The sequence below is a fragment of the Trichormus sp. NMC-1 genome (genome assembly GCF_001858025.1).
Classification (GTDB): domain Bacteria; phylum Cyanobacteriota; class Cyanobacteriia; order Cyanobacteriales; family Nostocaceae; genus Anabaena.
Map to the genome: position 1 here is coordinate 1 of NZ_LZQD01000046.1, position 813 is coordinate 813.

Below are 813 nucleotides of genomic sequence, written 5' to 3' on the forward strand. Positions count from 1 at the left end.
TACTCACCGATATTATCACTATTTCCTTGTTAGCAGTAATAGCAGGTGCAGAGGGTTGGGAAGATATTGAAGAATATGGACTAAGTAAAAAAGAGTGGCTAGAAACATTTTTAGAATTACCAGCAGGAATACCCAGTCCAGATACATTTAGAAGAGTATTTGAGAGGATAAACCCCAAAGAATTTGAGCAATGTTTTCGGAATTGGGTGCAATCATTAGTGGAGAAATTGGGTGTAGAAGTAGTTGCTATAGATGGTAAAACTCATCGCGGGTCATATGACCGAGAATCGAAACTAAAAGCTTTACATACAGTGAGTGCATGGGCTTGTGAGAATAGGTTGATTCTAGGACAAACAAAGGTCAATTGTAAATCAAATGAAATCACCGCGATTCCAGCACTGTTAGAGACTCTGGACTTGTCTGGCTGTATTATCACTATTGATGCAATGGGTACGCAAAAATCAATTGCCGAACAAATCATAGCTGGAAATGCTGATTATATTTTCAGCCTAAAAGATAATCATCCGACGCTACATCAACAAGTGAAAAATTGGTTTGAAATAGCACAATCTCTAGACTTTAAAGGTGTTGATGTCAGTATTAGTCAACGGGTCGAAAAAGGACATCACCGCATCGAAAATCGCACCTGTTATACTGTTCCCGTATCACAACTACCCGCACTTCATGAACAAAACCAATGGGCAGGATTAACAACAGTAGTCATGGTAGTTCGCAAGGTTCAGCATTGGAATAAAACTACCCATGAAGTGCAATTTTATCTTACTAGTCTTGATAGTGATGCTAACAAAATTG

At 38.6% G+C, this 813-nt stretch carries 1 protein-coding gene; it reads left to right on the forward strand.

The features are described 5' to 3' along the window. Positions 1–813, forward strand: an 813-nt coding sequence (locus A9Y75_RS25835; protein ID WP_071192738.1) for an ISAs1 family transposase, incomplete at both ends; no start/stop codon positions are given.